At 41.3% G+C, this 24,214-nt stretch carries 20 protein-coding genes and 1 riboswitch; of the genes, 14 read left to right on the top strand and 6 right to left on the bottom strand.

Annotation, left to right across the window (positions count from 1 at the left end; genetic code table 11):
• Positions 1 to 327: 327 nt before the first annotated feature.
• Positions 328 to 1,800, top strand: a complete 1,473-nt coding sequence (locus NOM01_RS15315) for a nicotinate phosphoribosyltransferase (protein ID WP_255749375.1) — start codon at positions 328 to 330, stop codon at positions 1,798 to 1,800.
• 139 nt (positions 1,801 to 1,939) lie between these two features.
• Here NOM01_RS15315 and NOM01_RS15310 read toward each other — a convergent pair whose 3' ends face one another.
• Together NOM01_RS15310 and NOM01_RS15305 are read right to left on the bottom strand one after the other, a co-directional pair.
• Positions 1,940 to 2,497: a DEAD/DEAH box helicase family protein gene (locus NOM01_RS15310; protein WP_255749373.1), complete on the bottom strand. Its 558-nt coding sequence runs from the start codon at positions 2,495 to 2,497 to the stop codon at positions 1,940 to 1,942.
• A gap of 25 nt (positions 2,498 to 2,522) precedes the next feature.
• Entirely contained in the window at positions 2,523 to 3,779 is a 1,257-nt protein-coding gene (locus NOM01_RS15305; protein ID WP_255749371.1) for an MDR family MFS transporter, read from the bottom strand.
• Positions 3,780 to 3,934: 155 nt separating this feature from the next.
• Here NOM01_RS15305 and NOM01_RS15300 point away from each other — a divergent pair, with 155 nt between their 5' ends.
• The 3 genes from NOM01_RS15300 (at position 3,935) to NOM01_RS15290 (ending at position 7,708) form a co-directional block, all read left to right on the top strand.
• Entirely contained in the window at positions 3,935 to 5,707 is a 1,773-nt protein-coding gene (locus NOM01_RS15300) for an ABC transporter substrate-binding protein (RefSeq protein ID WP_255749369.1), read from the top strand.
• A gap of 18 nt (positions 5,708 to 5,725) precedes the next feature.
• Positions 5,726 to 6,484 (top strand): exodeoxyribonuclease III, encoded by a 759-nt coding sequence (locus NOM01_RS15295; protein ID WP_255749368.1) that lies wholly within the window; start codon positions 5,726 to 5,728, stop codon positions 6,482 to 6,484.
• 93 nt (positions 6,485 to 6,577) lie between these two features.
• Entirely contained in the window at positions 6,578 to 7,708 is a 1,131-nt protein-coding gene (locus NOM01_RS15290; protein ID WP_255749366.1) for an NADH-dependent flavin oxidoreductase, read from the top strand.
• 122 nt (positions 7,709 to 7,830) lie between these two features.
• Here NOM01_RS15290 and NOM01_RS15285 read toward each other — a convergent pair whose 3' ends face one another.
• Positions 7,831 to 8,940: an iron-containing alcohol dehydrogenase family protein gene (locus NOM01_RS15285; RefSeq protein ID WP_255749365.1), complete on the bottom strand. Its 1,110-nt coding sequence runs from the start codon at positions 8,938 to 8,940 to the stop codon at positions 7,831 to 7,833.
• A 362-nt stretch (positions 8,941 to 9,302) separates the two neighbouring features.
• Here NOM01_RS15285 and NOM01_RS15280 point away from each other — a divergent pair, with 362 nt between their 5' ends.
• From NOM01_RS15280 to comGB, 6 genes are all read left to right on the top strand, one after another.
• Positions 9,303 to 10,292, top strand: coding sequence for a D-2-hydroxyacid dehydrogenase (locus NOM01_RS15280; protein ID WP_255749362.1), 990 nt, complete (start codon positions 9,303 to 9,305; stop codon positions 10,290 to 10,292).
• A 366-nt stretch (positions 10,293 to 10,658) separates the two neighbouring features.
• Positions 10,659 to 12,029: a murein hydrolase activator EnvC family protein gene (locus NOM01_RS15275; RefSeq protein WP_255749361.1), complete on the top strand. Its 1,371-nt coding sequence runs from the start codon at positions 10,659 to 10,661 to the stop codon at positions 12,027 to 12,029.
• A 276-nt stretch (positions 12,030 to 12,305) separates the two neighbouring features.
• On the top strand, positions 12,306 to 13,442 hold the full coding sequence (gene glgD / locus NOM01_RS15270; protein ID WP_255749359.1) for a glucose-1-phosphate adenylyltransferase subunit GlgD: 1,137 nt from the start codon (positions 12,306 to 12,308) through the stop codon (positions 13,440 to 13,442).
• A 142-nt stretch (positions 13,443 to 13,584) separates the two neighbouring features.
• Entirely contained in the window at positions 13,585 to 13,971 is a 387-nt protein-coding gene (locus tag NOM01_RS15265; protein WP_255749358.1) for a Spx/MgsR family RNA polymerase-binding regulatory protein, read from the top strand.
• 156 nt (positions 13,972 to 14,127) lie between these two features.
• On the top strand, positions 14,128 to 15,216 hold the full coding sequence (comGA, locus tag NOM01_RS15260; RefSeq protein ID WP_255749357.1) for a competence type IV pilus ATPase ComGA: 1,089 nt from the start codon (positions 14,128 to 14,130) through the stop codon (positions 15,214 to 15,216).
• Positions 15,191 to 16,222, top strand: coding sequence for a competence type IV pilus assembly protein ComGB (gene comGB / locus NOM01_RS15255; RefSeq protein ID WP_255749356.1), 1,032 nt, complete (start codon positions 15,191 to 15,193; stop codon positions 16,220 to 16,222). The genes comGA and comGB overlap by 26 nt, the downstream gene beginning before the upstream one ends.
• On the opposite strand, the gene NOM01_RS15250 is transcribed toward comGB, so the two are convergent.
• The gene (locus NOM01_RS15250; protein WP_255749355.1) at positions 16,209 to 17,012 is read right to left on the bottom strand and encodes a YqhG family protein; all 804 of its coding nucleotides are present in this window, start codon (positions 17,010 to 17,012) and stop codon (positions 16,209 to 16,211) included. The two genes, comGB and NOM01_RS15250, sit on opposite strands and share 14 nt — an antisense overlap.
• A complete protein-coding gene (locus NOM01_RS15245) occupies positions 16,990 to 18,666 on the bottom strand; it encodes a DEAD/DEAH box helicase (RefSeq protein ID WP_255749354.1) in 1,677 nt (558 codons plus the stop codon). The genes NOM01_RS15250 and NOM01_RS15245 overlap by 23 nt, the downstream gene beginning before the upstream one ends.
• A 136-nt stretch (positions 18,667 to 18,802) precedes the next feature.
• A riboswitch (glycine riboswitch) is annotated at positions 18,803 to 18,893 on the top strand.
• A gap of 182 nt (positions 18,894 to 19,075) precedes the next feature.
• Between NOM01_RS15245 and gcvT the strand changes: the two genes are divergently transcribed.
• From gcvT to gcvPB, 3 genes are read left to right on the top strand one after another with little or no spacing between them, the layout of a single operon-like run.
• Positions 19,076 to 20,173, top strand: coding sequence for a glycine cleavage system aminomethyltransferase GcvT (gene gcvT / locus NOM01_RS15240; protein ID WP_255749353.1), 1,098 nt, complete (start codon positions 19,076 to 19,078; stop codon positions 20,171 to 20,173).
• A gap of 12 nt (positions 20,174 to 20,185) precedes the next feature.
• Entirely contained in the window at positions 20,186 to 21,541 is a 1,356-nt protein-coding gene (gcvPA, locus tag NOM01_RS15235; RefSeq protein WP_255749352.1) for an aminomethyl-transferring glycine dehydrogenase subunit GcvPA, read from the top strand.
• The gene (gene gcvPB / locus NOM01_RS15230) at positions 21,534 to 22,997 is read left to right on the top strand and encodes an aminomethyl-transferring glycine dehydrogenase subunit GcvPB (RefSeq protein ID WP_255749350.1); all 1,464 of its coding nucleotides are present in this window, start codon (positions 21,534 to 21,536) and stop codon (positions 22,995 to 22,997) included. The genes gcvPA and gcvPB overlap by 8 nt, the downstream gene beginning before the upstream one ends.
• 79 nt (positions 22,998 to 23,076) lie before the next feature.
• On the opposite strand, the gene NOM01_RS15225 is transcribed toward gcvPB, so the two are convergent.
• Positions 23,077 to 23,454 carry a rhodanese-like domain-containing protein gene (locus NOM01_RS15225; protein ID WP_255749349.1) on the bottom strand — a complete coding sequence of 126 codons (378 nt, stop codon included), beginning with the start codon at positions 23,452 to 23,454 and terminating at the stop codon, positions 23,077 to 23,079.
• Positions 23,455 to 23,647: 193 nt separating this feature from the next.
• On the opposite strand from NOM01_RS15225, the gene mntR reads away from it, so the two are divergent.
• Positions 23,648 to 24,076 carry a transcriptional regulator MntR gene (mntR, locus tag NOM01_RS15220; RefSeq protein WP_255749348.1) on the top strand — a complete coding sequence of 143 codons (429 nt, stop codon included), beginning with the start codon at positions 23,648 to 23,650 and terminating at the stop codon, positions 24,074 to 24,076.
• The last annotated feature ends 138 nt before the right edge of the window (positions 24,077 to 24,214 follow it).

Genomic DNA, 24,214 nt, shown 5'->3' with positions numbered 1-24,214 from the left:
TCACCTCCCAATAGCGCATCATGCTGATTTTATAGAGGGTCAACTTTGAAATATACTATTCGGGGAAGCTCCTCATTTTCTGATCAGTATGTGCACCTAATCTTATTATATAATAAATGAACGATATTGAGAAAACTTTAACCTATATTTAAGGCTTTGTGAACACTCGTTTTTAATACAGTGAAGAAACGAGCAAATTATATTATATGCTGCAGTGCTCGAATGATTTGAATTAAGTCACAGTTTACAAGATTGTTTCCCAATAGTATACTCGATTCAACATCTACCTTTAAACTACATAAATGATATATTGGAGGAAATTAGACGATGGAATCCAGGTTTGACGTGAGGAATGACAGAGATCTCACGATGCTGGTTGATTTTTACGAACTAACGATGGGGAACAGCTATCTCGCTGAAGGGGTAGGTGACCAGATTGTTTATTTCGACATGTATTTTCGCAGGGTTCCGGATGGCGGAGGCTATTGTATCATGTCCGGTGTGGAACAACTGATTGAATATCTCGAAAATCTTCGGTTTACAGAAGATGATATTAACTATTTGCGTTCAACCAAGGCTTTCTCGGAAAAATTTCTTGATTATCTTTCAACATTCACATTTTCTTGTGATGTTTGGGCAATTCCTGAAGGCTATCCGGTGTTCCCTAACGAACCGCTCGTAACAGTTCGAGGACCTGCAATTCAAGCGCAGCTTCTTGAGACGATGATTCTTGTCACAATTAATCACCAGACCTTAATCGCCACAAAAGCGAGCCGTATCTGCCGTGTTGCCGGCAATCGTCCTGTTATGGAATTCGGTTCGAGACGTGCACAAGGTTATGATGGTGCAATTTATGGTGCACGTGCAGCAGTGATTGGCGGATGCTCGGCGACTGCCAACACATTGGCTGGAATGATGTTTGATATCCCCGTATCCGGTACGATGGCTCACAGCTGGGTCCAATTGTTTGACAGCGAATTGGAAGCGTTTCGAGCATGGGCAAATGCTTATCCGGATCAATGTCTGGTGCTGATTGACACGTTCAATGTTCTGAAATCTGGACTTCCGAATGCCATTAAAGTCTTCAAAGAATTGCGTGCGAAAGGTCATGAACCGTTGGGGATACGAATTGATTCCGGCGATATTACTTACTTAACAAAAAAAGTGAGAAAAGCGTTAGATGATGCAGGATTTCCTAAAGCGATCATTGTCATTTCCAATTCCCTTGATGAACATATAATAAAAGATGTACTTGCCGAAGGTGCGCAAATTAATTCGTTCGGCGTTGGCGAACGGTTGATTACCGCACGTTCAGAACCAGTGTTCGGCGGTGTATACAAACTTGTTGCTGTTGAAAAAAATGGGGAAGTTGTCCCAAGAATTAAGATTAGTGAAAATGAAGAAAAAATAACGAACCCGGGTTTTAAGAAAATTTATCGTATTTATGATAAAGATGCAGATAAGGCGATTGCAGATCTCATTTGTGACGAATCGGAGACGATCGATGAATCAAAGCCGTTGACGTTGTTTGATCCGGTGTTTACATGGAAGAAGAAAAAATTAAAACGCTACAAGGCTGAGTTGCTACGCAAACAGATCTTTAAAGGCGGGACGCTTTGCTATAAGAGTCCTTCTGTAAAGGAAATTCGCAAATTTGCCCAAGAGCAGGTTCAGCGCCAGTGGGCTGAAGTGCTCCGATTTGAAAATCCGCATAATTATTTTGTGGATCTGTCGTGGAAGGTTTGGAATGCAAAACATGATCTCTTAAACAGCTATTCAGAGGAATTCAGCGGTAAATAATGAGTAAAGTCAATAAAGAACCGAGAGACAGCAAACTGTCTTTCGGTTCTTTTACGTTTCAGTTCTGCATTAACTCTCGGTTTCAGATGCAGGTATATCAAATCTTTGATGCGAATCATTAAAGAAGCGCAAACCATTTTTATAAATGGAATGTCTGCTTTATTTTTAAGGCGACTTGCTCGGCGTTTAAATAAGTATTATTAATCCGTAAATAATTTTTTTCTTTTATTTCACCTTGACGTGAGTTCAGACGATCCGTTTTCACTGATTCAAGCAAGTTTTGCTCGGATTGTTCAATGTTTCTTTTCGTTGGTTTTTCAGCGAGTCGATGCGGGGTTCGATTACGCTGAAGCCGAATATCGGTACATGCCTCTAATTCGACAAAATAGATATCTGCCCCTTTTGCTCTAAAAAGTTGGCAAATTTCATTTATATTCATCCAATCCTCTTTCTTGTTAAAAGCCCATACGGTTGTGAAAATAATGCCGTACATATTACTGCAGACTGCTGATTTGAATATCTCTTTTCGGAACATATGACACAGTCGCCACATTTCAGGTGTAAAACCGAATAAAGGCACAAGTGGATCAATAGTCATGTGATTATGGAGCAATTTCAAATGGGTTATCTTAGCAAGTTCTTGCCCAACGGTCATCTTTCCAACCGCTTGCGGTCCGAATATGAGTACGAATCTCATAGGCAGTTCCTCCATGTTTTTTAATTTATGTGTTTATCATTTTACTGATGATTTTCTGTTGCTTCATGTGGATTGACCAGTAAAAGCAATAGATACCGGCACAACTGAGTAGCGAAAAAAGAATAGCCATCCCGAACGATGGAAGAAAAGCACCAATAATGACACCAAGCGACCCAATGATTTTTGCACCTTGGAAAACAAGTCCGTACACAGCCATGTATGCACCGCGTACATGTTCCTGTGCCATGGAGGCGAGCATCGTTTGGCAATTTGGAACATACATCAGCTCCCCCAATGAAGACACAATAATCATGAAGAACAGAAGCAGCCAGTGATTACTAAACGCGAGTATTATATAGCCGGAACTATAAAGGACGAGTCCGGTAAAAAGAACATAATGAGGACGATAATGCTTCATCCATTGGTTGACAAGTAATGTAAATAAAACGATGAGTACAGTGTTCTCAACACGCAGCCAACTCAGTAAGGTCAAGCCGTCTACACTTCTGTTCCAGATCAATGAATGAAACTCGCGCGACAGGCGTATCGCTATATAGTTGTTCATTTGAAATTCGAGTGAAAGAATCAGTAAATGAGCGAGACAAAAAACGAGAAAGCGATGGTCGGTCATGACTGTTTGGTAGCTCTTGCTCATATCTCGAATGAACCGATTGATGTTCGCCGTTTGATCCTTTGAAGTACTCTGTGTGTTACTTTCATTCATAAAGAATGCGAGTAGACTGAAAACAAATAGCGAGGTTACAGTCAGAATGATAAAAAGCGTGAACCGATGGCTGTTAAAATACAAGCCTCCGATAATGGTCCCGGCAGCAATTGAAAGATTCACCGACCAGTAATTGACACTGTACATAAATTGCCGATTCTCTTTTGTGCTTACATCAATCAACATTGCTTCAGCGGCGGGATTCATGAAACCGCTGCTGATACTTTGAAGGAGCATCATCACAAACGTAATTTCCGGTGACAAGAACCAAGGAGAATTTGCTGCTGCCATTAATGAAAAAGCGACGATTTGTATCAGTTGAGCGATGATCATAATTCGTTTTCTGCCGAAGCGGTCGGAAGTATAACCTCCGAAGAAACTTACGCTCAATGAAGCCATCACATTGAGTAAAAGAAGAAAGCCAGTTGTCGCGGTACCGAACTCTTTTGCAAAGTATATGGCCATAAATGGGAAAACCATATTCCCGACAAATCGTGAAATAAAGGAAGTGAGCAGTCGAATTTTAATATTCCTGTGCAAACTTAGAAATGTGTTCATGCGTTCAGCCCCTGTCGTTGTTGCAATTGGTATACTTCATTGTTGTATAAACGTAACAATGAAAAAAGTGTAAAATGAAATAAATCATTTCCCCTTTTTTGCAGAGGAAATCGCGTACAATGAAATGAGGAAGGGAAAGGGAAGCGGGGAATTGGATGAATGCATTTGATTATTACACAGAATTCTATTTGGCTAAAGCTCATGCATCTCATAAACAAGTGGAGACAAGTATCAGTGAGTGTGCACGGATTTTTTATTGCTCCGAGCGCAATGCAAAACTGATTATTCATAAACTAGAAAATAACCATTGGATTCATTGGGTGAGCGGGCGAGGGAGGGGCAATAAATCGCAGGTAGCTTTTCTCAAACCTTTGAGTTCATTCGTTGAGGAGCAGATTGATCAATTTATTAAGTCGCATCAATTAGACAAGGCACTCGCTTTTATTCAATCGCATTCACTGCCTGATTCCTTATCAGAGAAATGCTATAAAACAATGAAACAAGAATTCGGCTATCGAACGGAAAATAAGAAGTCTAAGGAAATGGATATTTTACGTATTCCAATGAGACGTCAGCTCGCGACATTGGATCCCGCGTTTGCCGCAATAACGAGTGAATCGCATATTGCCCGGCAGCTGTTTGATTGTTTAATAAACTATAATATAGATTCAGATACTTTCGTACCTCATCTGGCTCATTCTTGGGAAGCATCATCAGATCAGAAGAAGTGGACATTCTATCTGCGAAAAGGAGTCACCTTTCACCATGGGAGAGAGTTGACTTCAGAGGATGTTCTGTTCACCATTAGGCGTATATGCGACCCGTCGAATCAGGTACCGTGCCGTTGGTTTTTTCAATCATTGAGTCATGTTTCTGCTCATCATCCCTATGCGCTAACGTTAATCTTTACCAAACCGACACCGGCTCTGCTTTTTTTCAGTTCCTTAAATCTAGCCATTCTTTCTGCCGATGTTGGATTCAATCCGAGTCACATTATTGGAACAGGTCCCTTTAGAATCGTAAAATACAATAGTAAACAACTTGTACTCGAACGTTTCGGAGATTATTTCAGCCTGTGTGCATTACTGAATCGAGTGGAACTCTATTATGCGCCGAATCTGATCAGCCAGCAGAAAATTTATGATGTACCTAACACACAGCGTCAATCTTCCGCTCATGAAGAGATTCATGAGGAAATCGGCAGCAATTATATTATGTTCAATTTTAAGAAAGCCGGACCGCAACAGGATTACTGGTTTAGAAAAACGATAGATTTGATTATTGATCGTCAAGCGATGATTTGTGAACTCGGAGGAGATCGCATTCGAATCTCAAATAGTTTTCTTGAAACGCAATCTGGAGATTCACTGCAAGTTTCTGTTACGGATGGTCAAATGAAACACTACCTTTCTTTAAGTAATTATGGTGGACAAAAGCTTAAATTCTATTATTTTGATCACCCGCCAGTGAAAGCAGATGCACAGTGGATTCAGGAACGAGCGAAACAAATAGGAATGAACCTTGAACTCTATCCATTGTCGATGAGCGATTTCTATAATGAGAAGCTAACCCATGAAGCGGATATGGTACTTGGCGGAGAAGTGATGGAAGAAAATCTCGAACTTGGTATTGCTCATCTATTTCGAGATGAAAGCAGCTTAATTCGACGATTGATCAATCAAAAACAGGCATGTAGGATTGACCTTTTAATCGACCAATTTCTTCAAGCAGGGAACAGGGCTGCAAGATACCGAGTCTTCCATCTGATTGAAAATTATGTGAGAAATGAAAGACTACTCATCTATACATATCACAGCCGCCGAGAAGTAACCTTTCATTCGGCTCTAGAAGGTATTAAACTAAATGCGTTTGGTTGGGCTGATTTCAGCAAATTATGGATTAAACCTGACTTATCCGCGGAAACATGACTAATTAAGGAGAATATGATGAAATTTATCTCATGGAATGTAAATGGTTTTCGCGCCTTGCAGCGGAAAATGGATGTGTACGCTTGGCTGCAAGAAACCGGAGTCGATGCACTTTGCATTCAAGAAACGAAAATGCATCGAGATCAAGTTCAATTTGAAACGCCGGGATATTTTCAATATTGGAATGATGCTGTGCGCAAAGGTTACTCCGGAACGGCAATTTTCACTAAAAAAGAACCCATGAATGTTACCTATGGAATGGGTATCGAAGCACATGATCAAGAGGGAAGACTGATTACACTTGAGTATGAAAGCTACTATTTGATGACGGTTTATACACCTAATGCAAAACGTGATTTAACTCGACTAAACTATCGGCTTCAGTGGGGTGCGGCATTTACAAACTATATTAAAAAATTAGATCGGATTAAGCCGGTCATCTTTTGCGGAGACTTGAATGTTGCTCATCAGGAAATAGACCTGACATATCCGCGGAATAACAGTGGAAACTCAGGCTTTACTCAGGAAGAACGTGCAGATTTTTCTGCTTTGCTGAGCAATGGATTTATTGACACCTATCGGACGCTTTATCCGGATCAGACCGGTGCTTATTCATGGTGGTCGTTCCAATTTAACGCAAGACAAAGGAATATCGGTTGGCGTATTGACTATTTTGTCACATCACAACGATTGAAAGAACACATCATTGATGCCAAAATTCTCCGAGATGTAATCGGATCTGATCATTGCCCTGTCGAACTTGAACTTACTGAATAAGATGGTTGGCGCGGAGCTCTTGTCGAAGTAGTGAGACTATTAATTCATACTTTTGTGATGACGTGCAGTTATATAGAAAGGATGTTTATTAAAGTGAATAATTATGATCCTTTGTTCCAACCTTTAACATTACCGAATGGTATAAAATTGAAAAACCGGCTTGCGATTGCTCCAATGACGACTTGGTCGGGAAATATAAATGGTACGGTGTCTGACCAGGAGATTGCTTATTATGAACGGCGGGCGCGACTAGCTGGTTTATTTATATCTGCTTGCATTGCTGTCTCACCTACTGGTGTGGCTTTTGACCGACAATTTATTGCCTTTGACGATGCCGTTTTGCCTCGGTTGAAGAAGATGGCTGATGCGATGAAATCTGGCGGGGCCAAGGCTATTCTCCAAATTCATCATGGGGGAAGCGAAGCAAAAAGAGCGTACACGTTATTCGGTCAACTATATAGTGCAAGTGCCGTTCCTTCCTATTCCGAACCGAATGAAGTTCCGGTGGCTATGAGCGATGAGCAGATCGAAACAGTCATTCGGGAATATGGAATCGCAGTTCGTCAGGCAATCAGAGCTGGATTTGATGGTGTAGAAATTCATGGCGCAAATCATTATTTGATCCAACAATTTGTTTCGGCACATTTCAATAGAAGAAATGATCAATGGGGCGGTAGCTTAGAACACCGCTTGAAATTCCCACTTTCAGTTCTTGAAGAAGTAAACGCTATTGCTAAGAAGTATGGAGATGATTCATTCATTGTCGGGTATCGTCTGTCTCCGGAAGAAATGTTCCATGATCGAGGATATGACCTAAATGATACGCTTCAATTAATAGATGAACTCATGAAACGAGGTATTCATTACATTCATGTGTCTCAAGGTGATAGTTCTTCTCGACCTAATGGGAGCGAAGAAGATGCACCAACAATTATTCATCGAATTGCGCAGCATATAGATGGAAAAGTTCCTTTGATCGCGGTAGGAGGTATTCATTTTCCTGAGCAAGCTGTAGCCGGATTACGTGATGGTGCTGATCTGATTGCATTGGGACGTCAAGCAATCATGGACCCAGACTGGTCGGATAAGGTGAGAAACGGTAAGACGAATCAAATTAAAACTGCCCTTAATTTAGATCAACAAAGCGAACTGGTTGTTCCGGACTGCCTATGGTCGATTATCACGAAACGGAAAGGCTGGTTTCCAATTACTCAAAGAGAATAAAAAATAGGAGTGAATCACTAATAGTGGTTCACTCCTATTTCGTTTATATACAATAAACAGGGATTCGTGAAAGCTACCGCTTTGCCGAAGCAAATTCTGTGGTGAACACGAAGCCTTTTAAATTACTTTACAGCATTTTGTGCTGACCATTTTTCCAGTTCGATCATCGCGTTATACACGGTATCAACTGTGCACTTCATCGGATGCATATGGATCAGTGAAGTCGGTTTTAGAACAGAGACAGCAATCTCTCGAATTTCATTGTTGGTTAAATTACCTAATGAGAGATCGGCTAGAGACAGAGGGAGTCCGAGCGCACGGTAAAAGGGCAACAGACGCTGCATTTCTTTCGGCTTGTTCTCAATAACCAATTCCACTAAAAGACCATAAGATACCTTTATTCCATGGAGCAGATGATGTGTTTCCGGCCTGATGGTGAGTGCATCATGAACTGCGTGAGCCGCCGTTGCTCTGCCGTATTCATCACCGAATCCTGCAACCAATCCGCTTGCCATAATATTTGTTTCCATGACTTGAGTCCAATCGTCGGTAAGCTTGCCGTCTCGCATATCCTGAATAGCTTTTTCTGCGTGATTCAGAGGAATTTCAAGACATTGACGTGCAGCTTCTCGAGCGAAGAAGAGTGCGAGGCTTCTTCGAGTTGCTTGCTGAAGCAACAGATCAGATTCATACCATTTCGCAATGGTATCTGCCACACCGGCGATAAAATAATCAATTGGCGAGTCCAAGATCACTCGTGGTTCAACAAGAACGAGACTGGTTTGTGACGGATAGATTTCATGACCGATACATTCGCCGTTGTCTTTATAGAGCACAGAAAGACAGGACCACGCGGCACAATTGCTGGCCATTGTTGGGAGCAGGATGACTGGGACCGATCCGGCTTTATATCCGGCAGCTTTCGCTGTATCTAATACCTTTCCACCGCCAAGTCCGATGATTGCGTCAATTTTATCGTTTTTGACCAAATCAATTATTCTCTGAATTTCATTGTTCGAGCACTCGCCATTAAATTGAACATCGATGACCTGGAAACCTTTTTTCGTTAGATCCGGCAGATAGCTAGACGCCTTTTTCAGAGATTTTGTGCCATGAAGAAAAAGTACACGTTTGATAAAACGTGCTTCGAGTGCCGACGCTAGCCGATCGTAAGCACCAACTTCCGAAATATATTCTTGCGGGGCAATTCTTGAGATTAATTGCAATGTCATGTGTCTTCTCTCCTTAAAAAGATCCTGTTCATTTGTTTTGATTTTTGTTTGTGCTCTCTTGTGTCATTCAAAATGAAGGTAATGAGCTGATAAAAATATTGAATACAAAATGGTACATCGCTTATGATTTATGGATAAAACCAACAGTGTGAACTTTATACTAGTCGCTTGCTAATGAAGCGTCAATCCAAAAGCGTTTGAAAAACCAATCTTTTTTATTGTACTTTATAATGCAAATATAGCATAATTTTAATTCGATAGCCCATAGAGCCTTTTTATGGCTTCATCACGCCGATTTTACTATACTTATGAATGAAATGATTAGTTTAGAAAGATGAGTTTTCTATAAAGTGCTCAAGACTTTGGAAACAGAAAGACGGGTGAACAAGTTGGAGAAGATCCTATTTGGTTTTGATGAAGAATTCAATTTGCCTGAAATTGACGTTGAAGAATTGAAAAAAGAGTACGCGGATCGATTTGAGTTTATCACTGTATGGAATGAAGAGGTTCCTAGCGATGTCTCTATCGAGGATGCTGTGGCATTTATCGGCGGTCCCTCAGCTAAATTGCTCCGAGCAATGCCTTCGCTGCGCTGGCTGCAGTTGCCGAGTGCAGGCGCAAATCAAATGGCGCAGCATCCGGATCTGGCACGAGATGTGACGCTCACCAATGCCAGCGGTGTGTTCGGGGTGTTAGGGGCGGAACATACGATGGCGCTTCTTCTTGCACTCACAAGAGAAATTCCACTTTATGTAAAGCAAACGGAGAGGCGAATCTGGAACTCAGGAAATCAGTGTCTGCAGATTGACGGTTCAACGGTCGCAATCATCGGTTACGGCGACATAGGGTCGGAAATTGCTCATCGGTTAAAAGCATTCGGCGCTCAAATTCTTGCTGTAAAAAGAACGGCAGGAAAGGTTCCGGAGGATGCAGATGAAGTTTTCACAATGGACGATCTTAATAAGGTGCTTGCTGCTTCGGATTTTGTTATCAATGTACTTCCTTTAACTAAGGAAACCGAGCATGTATTCAACAACAAAAGCTTTGAGTCAATGAAGAACGGCGCAATTTTCATCAATGTTGGGCGAGGGGGCACCGTTGACGAACGTGCTTTGATTCATGCGCTGAGTTCGGGAGAAATTGGTGGTGCAGGTCTTGATGTGACCGAAAATGAGCCGCTGCCCGAGAATAACCAACTGTGGGATCTCCCTAATTTGCTGATCACCTCTCACTCATTGGGAGTAGGACCTGGCAAGTATAGTAAAAGGGCATCATTGATTAAGAGAAATATAGATAAATTCAGCAAGAACAAACCCCTGGAAAATATTGTGAATCGTAATCTCGGCTATTAATGCTTTGATTGCATCATACTAATTGACGAATAGGCTTAACAAAGGGATCTCCAAATTAAAGGGGATCCCTTTATTACATTAACAAGTAAGGATAAAGATTTAGAGAACTTCAGTGTTGATGCAACAAATGGTTTGCCAGCGGATTGGCGAAGCCGAGTTTTCTAATATGACTTACAATCTATTAATCTTTTTTTATCAATCGAAACAAAGATGTAATCAAATTTTGTCGGAAAAACGCGCAATGTGTTGTTATAATAGAACTAGGCAAATAAGTTTCTAGTAAGATAATCTCATAGCAAGCAGAGCAGGCTTTTTCAAATAAGATAAATTGTACGTGCTTTCTTGATGTGCGTAAGGAGTAGAGTTATGTTCAAACCAACGAAAATTAAAATGATAACGACGATATGTCTTTCTTGCTCCTTGATATTGGGAATTAACAGTGGAACTGTATTCGCGGATACGCAAACGAAACTTAACAATAAGCTAAATGATATTCAAAATCAAAAACAACAAAATAAGGATAAACTAGCTGCTTCGAAAAAGAATCTTTCTGAGAATCAGAAGAAGCAAGATACAGTGATCAAAAATATTAAAGAATCAGATAAAAAGATTGCCTCCATGAGTAACAAAATCGACAATACCAAAGAAAGAGTTCGTCAAAACAAAGCAAGTGTGGTTCAACTAAAGAAAGAAATAAAAAAAATTGATGCACGTATTGATACACGTACCGAGCTGCTTAAAGGCAGATTGCGATCCATTTATATAAGCGGCGGCGCGGTCAGCTATCTAGATGTTTTAATGGGCTCGAAGAGTTTCGGTAATTTTCTTGATCGGCTGCTTGTTTTGAAAATGATTACCGATCAAGATAATAAAATAATTAATGATCAGAAACAAGATAAGCAGGCACAGGTTACAAAACGCAAAAGGCTTCAAACGGTTCTCGATCAAACAACGAACGATCTACATAATCTTCAAACAATGAAGACTAGTATTAAGCAAGAAAATGAACATAAGCAGAATTTGCTTGGAGAATTGAAAAATCAGGCATCAGATATTGAAAAGACAGTGATGTCGTCCAATGAGCAAACAGGTATTTTGAGTGCTCAAGAATCGGTCATTAAGCAGCAATTAGCGGATTTTGCCGCACAGCAGGCAAAGGCGAAAGAGCGGGCGGCTGCTGAAGCGAAAGCGAAGCAAGAGGCACAGGAAAAACAGAACGAGAAGGCGAAGACAGAGACAGCTTCAGCAAAATCGGTTACTGTTTCGAATAACACCCAGACGGCTGCTGAGACGGTTACTTCTACGTCTTCAAGTGATTCAGAAGAAAAAAGCAGCAGTCAGTTCATTATGCCGGCAGCGGGTTATATTTCTTCCGGTTTTGGCTATCGATCATTTGACGGTGAATTTCATCCTGGAATCGACATTGCGAACAGCACCGGTACTCCGATTCACGCCGCTGCAGACGGCACGGTGTTCAAGGCATATACTTCGTCAAGTTACGGAAATTGTGTCATGATCTCACATGTCATCAATGGACAGCTTTATACTACTGTTTATGCACATTTGTCAGCAATTTACGTTTCCGATGGTCAAAGTGTGTCACAGGGTCAGTCAATCGGAGCAATGGGCAATACAGGCGAATCATTTGGTACGCATCTTCATTTTGAACTTTACAATGGCCGCTGGACTCCGCCACCGCACAATGGAGCTGTTAATCCATTGAATTTTATCCACTGATGTAAATTCTTTAGTGTAAAAAAACAAATAAATAGAAAATGCAGAATGCCGGAGTGAACCAACCACTTCGGTTTTTCTAATATAAAATTGTTTGGTATTGCTCATTCGTATTACAAGGTCGGAGAAGAATTTCCCATATTCAAAGCGGGTTATATTATTCTGACAGGAGGTGCTGAACGTTCGGTCATCTGCCTTATGATATTGTGAAACATACTGTATTCATTTATGAATATATTTATCTATATCATAAGAGGCACATGTGCGGGGGTGACCACAATGAATCACTATAAAATTTGCGGTATCTTAAATCTGTCCGAATCGAAACAGTTAACGAATCCGCTTACTAGGTATCGACCAGTTGCTGGATTGCCATTTTGCAGCAGATATCGACTCATCGATTTTCCCTTATCCAATCTTGTATCTGCTGGTGTAGAATCAATTGGTATCTTTATGAATGGGCAATATCGATCCATTTATGACCATGTTTTAAGCGGCAGTGATTGGGATCTGGACAGCCTCAATGGAGGAATATTCTTTTTTGATTCAGGTACTGAGCAGGTCAATGGACTGATTCGCGATAATCTTGAGGCTTTCCATAATAATTTGGAATTTATTGAAAAATCAAGATCTGATTTTGTTGTGATTATGGGTTCACGTGCTTTATGCACAATTGATATTCAAGCGATTTTGCGTCATCATTTAGAACAAAAAGCTGAAATCACATTAGTCTACAAAACGGTTTCTGGTTTTGACACAGACGATCAACCAGTGACTTGCATTGAATTGGATGAAAATAACTGCGTTCGTAAAATGAAATCCTGTTTGCTTAACCAGGATGGCCCATCTGCAGTGAATATGGAAATCTATGTCATGAGGTGTTCGCTTTTTACGAAACTAATTAGACGGTTCATGGCATGGAATGAGGTTTACAGTTTGCGCGATGCGCTCCATCAATCCGTAAAAAAAATTAAGACAAATGGTTACGAATATACCGGCTATCTTAAAAACATTCATTCGATCAAATCCTATTATGATGCCCACATGGATATGATTGAAGAGTCAAATCGGAGTGCACTTTTTGGAGGTGAGTATCGAATTCATACAAAGATAAAAAATGAAGTGCCTTCATATTATGGAAAAAACGCTGCTGTATCGAATTCACTTGTAGCCAATGGTTGCATGATTAACGGAATGATCAGCCATTCACTTCTTTCACGCAATGTTACTATTGATATGGAATCGAAAATCATTGGATCAATTCTTATGAAAGGTTGCGTTGTTGGTAAAGGCGTTTATTTGAGAAATGTAATTATGGACAAAGAAGTTCATATTGAACCGGGATCAAGAATCATTGGCTCGGTTGAGCATCCAATCGTCATTGAAAAGAAATCAACGATCTATTTAGGAACATAACGAGTGTCGGATAAACAATCTTCTAAAACCACAAAAAATAATTAATAAAATTTCGTGTCGTATGGTGATGATTAATGGTTTCAATTCGTTAAAAAAGGGTAATAGATTAATAAGGGCTAAATTAATTCAAGGAGGGAAGCTAATGAGCAAACTGATTTTCTACACATACCCAAGTTGTACATCTTGCAGAAAAACAAAAGGATGGTTTAAAGATCATCATGTGAGCTATGAAGAACGCCATCTTTTTCGCAATCGACCTGATGCAAACGAGTTGATGGAGCTGATCAAATTATCAAAATCGGGAATTGATGATTTACTCGCAACACGTAGCGAAACGTATAAGCGATTGAATGTAAATTTGAATGATTTGCCGCTGAGTAAGGCTCTTCAACTTCTCTCTGATGAGCCAAAACTATTAAAACGGCCAATCATTACCGATGGGAAGCATCTGATTGTGGGTTACCATCAAGAGGATCTGCAACGGCTTGCATTTAATAAGACGCTCCAAAAGGAAAAATCAATTGGATAGGATTGTTTGCGGTCGGCATCTGTGATGCCGGCCGCTTGAATGATTAATTTTCTTATGGAAAAGAAGGAAAATCAAGGTTGATTGTGGAAAGCTTATTTAACCCTCTGAAAACTGGAAACAAGCCTGTTTTTATTTCAAAATGAAAGCAGGTGACCTATGGATCATTTAGAGAAAAATACAGTAAAACAAAGCCGGAACTTGCTGAATGATGCGTGCAGCGCTGGCGCCTCAGATATCCATTTTACCCCGCGAATTGACAACACACTGGTAGAGTTCAGGATTAATGGATATCTTTTCGAACACGAAATTTTTGATACGTTATCCGCCGAACGCATGATCAACCATTTTAAGTTTTGTTCAGGAATGGATATAGGCGAGCATCGTCTTCCTCAAAGCGGTGCGATGCAAACAGTCATTAATCATGTCCCCGTCTCATTGCGTATGTCTGTGCTGCCTACACCGAACAAAGAAAGTCTTGTGATTCGAATCCTACCCCAAAGAAATGAACTTCCTATTGAAGAATTAACCGTCTTTGATGAAGCGAAACGCGGACTCGCTTCCTTACTGACTTATGAGAACGGTCTGATTCTCATTTCCGGTCCAACAGGTTCCGGAAAGACGACAACTCTCTATGCATTGCTTTCTACGTTGCAAAGAAGATACCGCGCACGAGTAATTACCATTGAAGATCCTATTGAAAAGAAAAACGACTCTTTTGTCCAAATGGAAGTGAATGAAAAGGCGAAATTTACTTATGCCAAAGGATTTCGTGCGATTTTACGGCATGATCCGGATATTATTATGATCGGGGAAATCCGTGACGAAGAAACTGCAAAAATTGCGGTTCGTGCAGCGTTAACGGGACATCTGGTGCTTTCGACTGTCCATGCTTCGAATGCGTTGTCCACACTGCAGAGAATGTTTGAATTGGGAATACCTAAATTTGATCTGAAGGAAACTCTTACGGCGGTTATTGCCGAGAGACTGGTGACCATTCAATGCCCTGACTGCGGCAAAGCTTGTGATCGTAATTGTCCGCATCGTCATCATCCGAAACGCACAGGTGTATACGAGATTCTCGCAGGTATGCCGCTTCACGATTATTTGTCTGGGCAGCTGTCGCGCCCCGCAGCGTCAGCATATAAAACAATTGAGGACTATCTGGAAGAAGGTATTGAAACAGGCTGGATTCCCAAAAATACAGCAGGGAGGAATTCAGATGGCTTTTCAAAAAAATTGGACTAAGAAAGAGCAGGCACAGTTGTTAGTTGATCTAGGTGAAAGCTTGAAAAACGGCTATCCATTGAATATCGCATTGGCATTACAGGCGGGTCGGAAGCAGAAATTTTTTCGTTTAAAGATAGAAAGGATGATTGATCGTTTGAAAGCAGGAAGTAAGCTGCATGAGATCCTTCGCGATGATAAATTTCCACAAGATGTAGCGAGTGTCATTTATTTTGCGGAAGCGACCGGTGCATTACCGGAGGCGCTGATTGAGAACGGCACGATGATCCTGCGCCGCGAGCTCTATGCTCAGACTTTGCGTCGTTTAATGCGCTATCCGCTTTTTCTCCTATGGTTTCTCTCACTTGTTCTGTATGTAGTCGGTAAGTTTCTTCTCCCTAACTTTATTCAGCTCTATCAGTCGCTCTCGCTCGAACTTCCTGCCATCACTCGAATGATGCTCTATCTTGCGGCCCACATGATGACCATACTGGTGATCATTGCCTGTTTGATCTTTGCCATCCTATTAGGCTTGTATGTATATCGGCGCTGCGCACTTTTGAAGAGAATCTCATTTGCAGCGCGGGTTCCGTTTCTTAACGAGTTTGTTCGGATACATTTTACCCATCAATTAGCCTTTCAATTAAGCGGACTGCTTCGTTCAGGGCTGACAATAAAACAGGGTATCGACATTCTCTCTAAAAAAGGGGCTTCACCATTTTTGAAATTAGAATCCAAAAGAATCGAAGAACTATTAATCCAAGGTCATCCCTTTGAATCGTCGATCGAAGGCATTATTTACTATTTGCCTGAATTTCAAATGATAATCAAACAAGGCTGTGAACAAGGTTCTTTTGGAAATGCACTGTATCGTCTAAGCGGCGAGCTTATGAAACGAATGGAACAAAAGACACAATGGCTGCTTTCGATCACTCAGCCCATCGTTCTGATCATTATCGGCGGATTTGTACTCGTTTTATTTCTTTCTATTTTGTTGCCGGTTTTTCAAATGATTAACGGTCTTTAATAAATTGAGGCATGAACGTTGATGATTGCAAATAGAAAAGACCGGCGTTGATCAATCTGACGTTTATTCTCGGTTTATATTGCTCCTCTAATGCTTTTTTTTCCTGATTATATCGTTCCGGTTTTTTCTCTGCCTGTTCATAAAAAGCATCAAGCAAATCTTCATCTTTCTTCCATCGTTCGCTCGCCTGATCCGCCCATTCAAACGGTTCCGTTTCCAATTCAGATGCGATAAATCGTTCAATTCGCTGAATGCCGCTTTTGACAGTGATCAACGGACTCAAAGTGTAGCAATAATCCGGGAGTCTCGCAATGAGTTCAAGTTTGCCTAGCATGGATTGAAAGCCTTCAATGAGTGTTCCGTTTACCATTTGAAGGCCAATAGAAATCAAACGATCTTTTTTTAAATCGCATTGATAACTGATTTTCATATTTATTCCAAGCCAAGGTTCCAAAGCGGGAGAGGCTTGTGAAGAGACAACTTGATAAAGACGGATATAGCGTCCCATTTGTTCCGCTGTATTGAAAATTTGATGGAGGCGCGGGGAACCGAAATGGATGAATTCTCCTTCATCGCTTTGATCATTGAACCTGAAAGTAAGGGTCGCTGTTTCCGCATCGGCACCGATTTGTTCAATGTAATGCCAGTAAAAGGGTCGATTCATTAGCAATTTGTCCATTTGTTTTGTTAATTTGACCTTAAGTTGAGATTGGTTTTGGACAGGAAGCAACGAACAGTCCGAACTTGAGAAAAAACGGATGAGAAAATCACGAATTTCCGCTTGCTGCATGGTGATCCCCCGTTTCTAATTGATTCTGTTCAAAATTTATGACACTGCTGAGATTATCTAACTTTACCTTTATTTCCCCATCAGACTCAGATTCTTCGAAAATACGGCTGACCTGTTGATCGACATTTTTTAAATCAATGTGAGATAGGATTTTATCCAGGTCACCGATCACTTGCTCAAACAAGTGAATTTTGTTATACAACAAATGTAGAATGTGGCTTTCAACAGTTCCACGAGTAGCAAAATTATAAATATGTACATCGTTTTCTTGACCAAGTCGATGAATTCGCCCGATTCTCTGTTCAATGCGCATCGGGTTCCAAGGCAGATCATAATTAATCAAGTGACTTGCAAATTGCAAATTAATGCCCTCTCCGCCTGCTTCTGTCGCAACCAATACTTGAACTTTGTTTTGAAAGAGCATGCGCATCCAATCTTTTTTGTTTCTCCTGAAGCCTCCGCTAAAAGGAACGGAAGAAATATCGTTTTTTTTCAGAAACCATTGCAGGTAAAGCTGAGTAGCACGATATTCCGTAAAAATAATAACTTTATCGTTAATCTGCTTGATTAATTCCAGAGCCTTATTTGCTTTAGCATTTTGATTCACACGGTTTAATTTATCAAAAAGATTGTGCCACAACCGTTCGTTCATCGGCGTGGCTGTAGATTTGTATATTTTATTCAAAGTGACAAAAGCGGCTTCACGACTGCTGCATGCTTCCCGTTGAAGAGTAAGCAGTGAAAAGGGCTGAATGACACCGTTTTGTTTTAGTTCGCTTAAACTTTCATAGAAAGTCTGCTCTGCTTCTGAGAACGGGATATCGAAGGATTTGATAATGCGTTTCGGCCAGTGAAGTCCCGTATCCTCCCTGCGATTACGAACCATAACCTGATTAACGAGTGCTTTCAGTTTGTCTTCATTTTTTACAGAACGAATTCCCGATTTGTAGTTTTTCGAGAAACTCTCAGCATCTCCAAGGTAACCGGGTTTCAAAAGTGACACAAGATAAAAAATTTCACTTAAACGGTTTTGGATTGGTGTTGCCGTAAGCAATAGACAAAACTTTTTCTTTAGCGATTGGACAAATTGGTAGTTTTTTGTTTTATGGTTTTTCAGTTTATGCGCTTCATCAATAATAATTAAGTCATAATCCTGCTCCATAATGATGTCGTGATGCGGTTGCCTTTTTGCTGTATCAATTGATGAGACAACAATATCACACTGACTCCAGACATAGGCTTTGCGCTGGGGGACAGCGGGTATGTAGAATTTTGTATTTAGTTCGGTTACCCATTGAAGGACTAAGGAAGCGGGGACTAGAATTAGCACCTTTTTAACGAGTCCACGTATCATATATTCTTTAATGATTAATCCTGCTTCAATGGTTTTGCCAAGTCCGACTTCATCCGCGAGAATGGCTTTGCCATGCATTTCTTCAATGACTATTCGCGCTGTCTCAATTTGGTGGGCATGCAACTTAAGTTGCGGAAGTCGTCCAGGAGCAATCAGTCCATGGAATGAAGGAACATTTCGTTCTCTTTCAGCAAGATAAGCAAGTGAAAAGAGTTCTGATTTTGCCCAAGGTCCGTCTTCATTTATTCGTTTGAAGAATGAGTCGTGCCAGGTTCTGTCAAATTGGATAAGAGGCTTCATCGAAAACACCTTTATATGTTAAAATTTTGTGAACAAAGTATTGCTAACTTCACTGATAAAATGGTAGGATAACATTGTTAGTATGTACGACATTGCCTTGAGTTAAACGATTTTTATTCAATTGAATGGATTGCGGATGACGTTGTGGGGAGAGATCGCTTCAATGCGGTCGCCGAAGGAGCAAACGAACAGTGAATCTCTCAGGCAAACAGGACTTACAATGGACGCACCTCTGGAGAGTGCCACGGGGCTACCAAAGGGGATACCGCTTTTGTGAGCGATAAACTTTCAGGTATAAGGACAGGGGAAGACATGCATAGTGTCTTCTGCTGTCCTTTTTTGCTTTCATTCATTTTATTTCTATTTATCGATTAATTCACAAATTTACCTTATCGGGAGGAATAACGGAATGCCGGAATTGAAAACAACGCCATTGTATGATTATTACAAAAGCCATGATGTAAAACTGATTGACTTCGGCGGCTTTCTGTTGCCTGTACAAATTACGGGAATCAAGAACGAGCATAATGCAGTACGAAAAGCAGCAGGTATTTTCGATGTGTCCCATATGGGCGAATTTTTGGTTTGCGGCGAAGAAGCTGAACAATTTCTTCAAAAGATGGTCACGAATGACGTCTCCAAGGCGCAACCGGGTGACGCACTCTACACTGCGATGTGCTACGAGAATGGCGGAACTGTCGATGACTTATTGATCTACTGCTTGGATCAAAACAAATACCAACTCGTTGTCAATGCGGCGAACATAGAAAAGGATTTCAACTGGCTCTCCGAACATGCTCCGGAAAAATTAAAAGTGATCAATCAATCAGATAAAATAGCGTTGCTTGCTGTGCAAGGACCGCTCGCCATATCAATTGTTCAAAAAATTACCAATTATGACTTATCAACCATTAAACATTTTAAATTTGCCACCCAAGTTCCGCTACAGGACGTACCTTGCTTGGTCTCAAGAACAGGCTACACTGGTGAGGATGGCCTTGAAATCTACTGCCCTTGGGAAAAAGCATCTATGCTTTGGGATCTGCTGCTTGCTGCAGGTGATGCGGATGGATTGATTCCCTGTGGATTAGGCGCACGCGATACATTGCGTTTCGAAGCGCGACTGCCATTATATGGTCAAGAATTAAGCTCATCTATAACTCCGCTGGAAGCCGGAATAGGCTTTGCTGTAAAAACAGGAAAGCCTGGAGAGTTTATAGGGAAGGCAGCATTGAAACAGCAAAAAGACGAAGGATTGACACGTAAAGTCATCGGTCTTGAAATGATTGACCGCGCAATCCCGCGTACACATTACAGTGTTTACGCAGGTGATACTAAAGTTGGCGAAGTAACGACAGGAACACAATCTCCAACCCTTGGCAAGAACTTAGGGCTTGCTTTAGTCGCTGTTGAATGGACTCAATTAGGAACCTTGCTTGATGTAGATATTCGAGGAAAACGGAAAAAGGCAAAGGTTGTTAAAGCACCTTTCTATAAAAGATCCTGAGGAGGAAATCAAATGTCAGAGTTTCGCTATCTTCCGGTAACGGAGGATGATCGCCGGGAGATGCTTGATGTCATTGGCGTTCAATCAGACGAAGATTTATTTTCAGATGTACCGGAAAAGATCCGCTTTAAAGGGGAATTAAAACTTGAACCGAAGCTCTCCGAACCTGAACTGGTTCGCTTTCTTACAGGACTTGCAAAGAAAAATGTGAGCTCAAGTGATTATCCGTCTTTTTTAGGCGCCGGTATCTATGACCACTATATTCCATCCGTTGTGGACAGCGTTATTTCGCGGGGGGAATTTTATACGGCGTACACACCTTATCAAGCGGAAGTGTCGCAGGGTGAATTACAAGCAATTTTTGAATTCCAAACACTTATTTGTGAATTGACTGGTATGGAGGCTGCAAACTCTTCGATGTATGACGGTTCAACCTCACTTGCTGAAGCGGCGCTGCTCTCAAGCGGTGTAACACGCAACAAAAAGATCGTTGTATCGGAAACCGTTCATCCTGAATACCGTCAGGTTCTGGCGACCTATGCACATGGACGAAGATTAGACGTTGTTACCATTCCTGAAAAAGATGGTGGTACGGATTTGCAGGCATTAGAAGCAGCAGTTGATGACAGCACAGCATGTGTCATCGTACAGTATCCGAATTTCTTTGGACAGATTGAGCCGCTGAAAGAAATTGAGACTATTGCTCATGGTGTGAAGAAAACTCAACTCATTGTTGCAAGCAATCCACTGTCGCTTGGCTTGCTTACTCCTCCTGGAGAATTCAACGCGGACATTGTGGTCGGTGATTGCCAAACTCTAGGTATATCTGAATCGTTTGGCGGACCGCATTGCGGCTATTTCGCGGTTTCTAAGAAATTGATCCGTAAAGTACCGGGCCGTTTGGTTGGCGAAACAGTCGATGAGAAAGGCCAGCGCGGCTACGTTCTGACGCTGCAGGCACGTGAGCAGCATATCCGTCGAGAAAAAGCGACATCCAACATCTGTTCCAACCAAGCATTAAATGCCTTGGCATCTTCTGTCGCCATGAATGCTTTTGGTAAGAAAGGAATTCGTGAATTGGCTGAACAGAACATTCAAAAGGCGCATTACGCTGTAAAGCAATTGAAAGGAAATGGTATTAGCGTCAGTTCTGACCATTCGTATTTCAATGAATTTGTCATCGAATGCGGAAAACCTGTGTCAGAGGTCAACAATGCGCTCTTGGAAAAAGGGATCATTGGCGGATATGACTTAGGCAAGTCCTATGCTCAATGTAAAAATAAAATGCTTGTTGCGGTCACTGAGATGCGATCGAAAAGTGAAATCGATCAATTTGCAGAAGCGCTAGGAGGGATTATAGGTGGATAATCAAAATCAGCCGCTCATTTTCGAGCAAAGCAAACAAGGAAGAACTGCTTACAGTCTGCCTGTGCTTGACGTTCCAGCAGTACCATTGGCTGAAATGGTAGGCAAGGATTATTTACGTGAAAAAGAACCAAACTGGCCAGAAGTTTCGGAGCTGGAGTTAGTTCGGCATTATATGGCTTTATCACGTAGAAATTTCGGCGTTGACAATGGTTTCTATCCGCTAGGATCCTGTACCATGAAATATAATCCAAAAGTTAATGAAGTCGTTGCCCGCCTGGACGGATTGACTCACATCCATCCTTATCAGGATGAAAAATCAGTACAAGGCGCTCTCGAACTGCTCTATCGTCTCCAAGAAAACCTACAAGAAATAACGGGCATGGACGCAGTCACGTTGCAGCCTGCAGCTGGTGCACATGGTGAATGGACAGGTTTGATGATTATTCGTGCGTTCCATGAAGCGAATGGCGACCTGAAACGTACCAAGGTCATTGTTCCGGATACTGCTCACGGAACGAACCCTGCTTCAGCAGCTGTAGCAGGATTTGATGCTGTCACTGTTAAGTCTGATGAAAACGGACTTGTTGATTTGGAGGATTTGAAACGCGTTGCCGATGAAACAACTGCCGCGCTGATGCTTACGAATCCCAATACTTTAGGTCTGTTTGAAACGCACATTCAGGAAATCGCAGAAATCATTCATGCAGAAGGCGGAAAAGTCTATTATGACGGAGCAAATATGAACGCTATCATGGGTGTGACGCGTCCTGGAGACATGGGTTATGATGTGGTTCATCTTAATTTGCATAAAACATTTACCGGTCCTCACGGAGGCGGTGGACCAGGATCAGGTCCTGTAGGCGTTAAAGCAGAACTGGAACCGTTTCTGCCTAAGCCGCTGATTGTGAAAAAAGAAGACGGTACCTTTGGATTCGATAATGACCGACCGCAATCCATTGGCCGTGTCAAGGCATTTTACGGAAATTTCGGGATTAATGTACGCGCTTATGCCTACATCCGTACAATGGGCAGCAAAGGGCTGTTCCAGGTATCCAAAGATGCTGTCCTGAATGCAAACTATTTGTTGAAACGGCTTTCTGATCATTTTGAAACACCTTTTAAACAGATGTGTAAGCATGAATTTGTGCTCTCGGGAAGCAGACAGAAGGAGTTAGGGGTGCGTACGCTTGATATGGCAAAGCGCCTGCTTGATTTTGGCTATTATCCACCAACGATTTATTTCCCACTCCTCGTTGACGAAGCTTTGATGATTGAACCTACAGAGACAGAGTCAAAGGAAACTCTGGATGCGTTTGCGGATCATTTGATTGAGATTACAAAAGAAGCAATAAACACACCTGAACTCGTCCAAGAAGCGCCGCATCAAACAGTGATCGGCAGACTTGATGAAACACAGGCAGCCCGCCATCCGGTTCTGCGTTATGTAAATCAATAACAGTCATATGAATGATAAAAAGCACCTTCTCTGAAGGTGCTTTTTTGTGCGATGAAATTCTACAAATGAAGTGCTTGTCTTATCCTTTTTTAATTCGCCCGTTCCATTTTTTGAATCCGCCGTCAAGATGATACAAATTAGTGTATTTCATTCGTTTCAGAACTGCAGCCGCGCGAGCGCTGCGTGTGCCATTGCTGTCGTACAGGTAGATCGGCATATCATGCCGAACTTCCGTATGGCGCATTTTTAATTGTGTTAATGGGATGTTTCTTGCGCCAAGAATGTGACCGTTTTTAAATTCGTCGGGTTCTCGCACATCGATCAATTGTGCTTTGCGGTAACCGGCCCGAAAATCAACTTCTGATAGTGTGGTAAGATAGCGCCGCTGTAAATATCTGGCAATAAAAAAATAACCAAAATATGCGGCAACCATCGCAAGTAAAAAGATCCAGCCCATGACTCGTTGTCCTCCTAATTCATTTCAATTCTCATTATAACGATTTGTGCCATTTTATGAAAGGCTTGGAATCGCTTTAATTATTGAATTGCAGAATAGGCTATGTTGATAATAAAAGGTATTTCCTTGTTTTTTAAGCGCTGTTATAGTAACATGAGGTAGTGAAAATGGGAAGTTGTTAGGGGGAGACACGATGTCGCCTACTCCGAGTATGGAAGACTACATTGAGCGAATTTACTGGTTAATTCAAGATAAAGGCTATGCACGCGTTTCTGATATTGCCGAGGCATTGGACGTTCACTCGTCATCGGTTACGAAAATGGTGCAAAAATTAGACAAAGACCAGTACTTAATTTATGAAAAATACCGTGGATTTATTTTAACCCCAAAAGGAAAGAAAATGGGCAAGCGGCTGGTATATAGACATGAACTGCTGGAGGATTTTCTGAAACTGATTGGCGTTCATGAAGAAAATGTCTATAAAGATGTTGAGGGGATTGAGCATCATCTCAGTTGGGATTCCATTGACCGAATTGGTGATGTTGTCCAGTACTTTGAAGAAGACCCGAAACGAGTAAGCCAATTGTTTGAAATAAAAGAACGAAGCGACGAAGAAGAATAATTAAAAGAGATCGGGAGAATAAAACTTCCGGTCTCTTTTTTATATTATAAGAAAGTTTAAAATTCAGCTGAGTATAGTATAAGTACAACTAAGTCTTCGCCTTCGTCAGAAGCTTGGCGAAACCAAGTTTTCTAACAT

The organism is Sporolactobacillus sp. STSJ-5, from assembly GCF_024385605.1.
Lineage (GTDB): Bacteria > Bacillota > Bacilli > Bacillales > Sporolactobacillaceae > Sporolactobacillus.
The sequence above is the reverse complement of the archived record's forward strand: the minus strand, read 5'-3'. Positions and strand labels throughout refer to the sequence as shown.